Below are 233 nucleotides of genomic sequence, written 5' to 3' on the forward strand. Positions count from 1 at the left end.
CCCCCGGCTACATCCGCACGCCGATGACCGCGCACAACCCGTATCCGATGCCCTTCCTGATGCCGGTGGACGTGTTCGCACAGAAAGCCGTGGAGGCAATCCACCGCGGCGTGCGCTTTACCGTGCTGCCCTGGCAGATGGGGATCGTGGCCAAGCTGCTGCACGTGCTGCCGCGTTGGCTGTATGACCTGGCCTTTGCGCGCGCGCCGCGCAAACCCCGCAAACCTGAGATT

1 pseudogene is annotated in these 233 nt (G+C 65.7%); it reads left to right on the forward strand.

Going from position 1 to position 233, the window contains the following annotated elements:
• Positions 1-233 (forward strand): annotated as a pseudogene (locus tag ACVA58_RS28775) (hypothetical protein); the annotation flags it as partial.

The sequence above is a fragment of the Photobacterium sp. DNB22_13_2 genome, assembly GCF_052873915.1.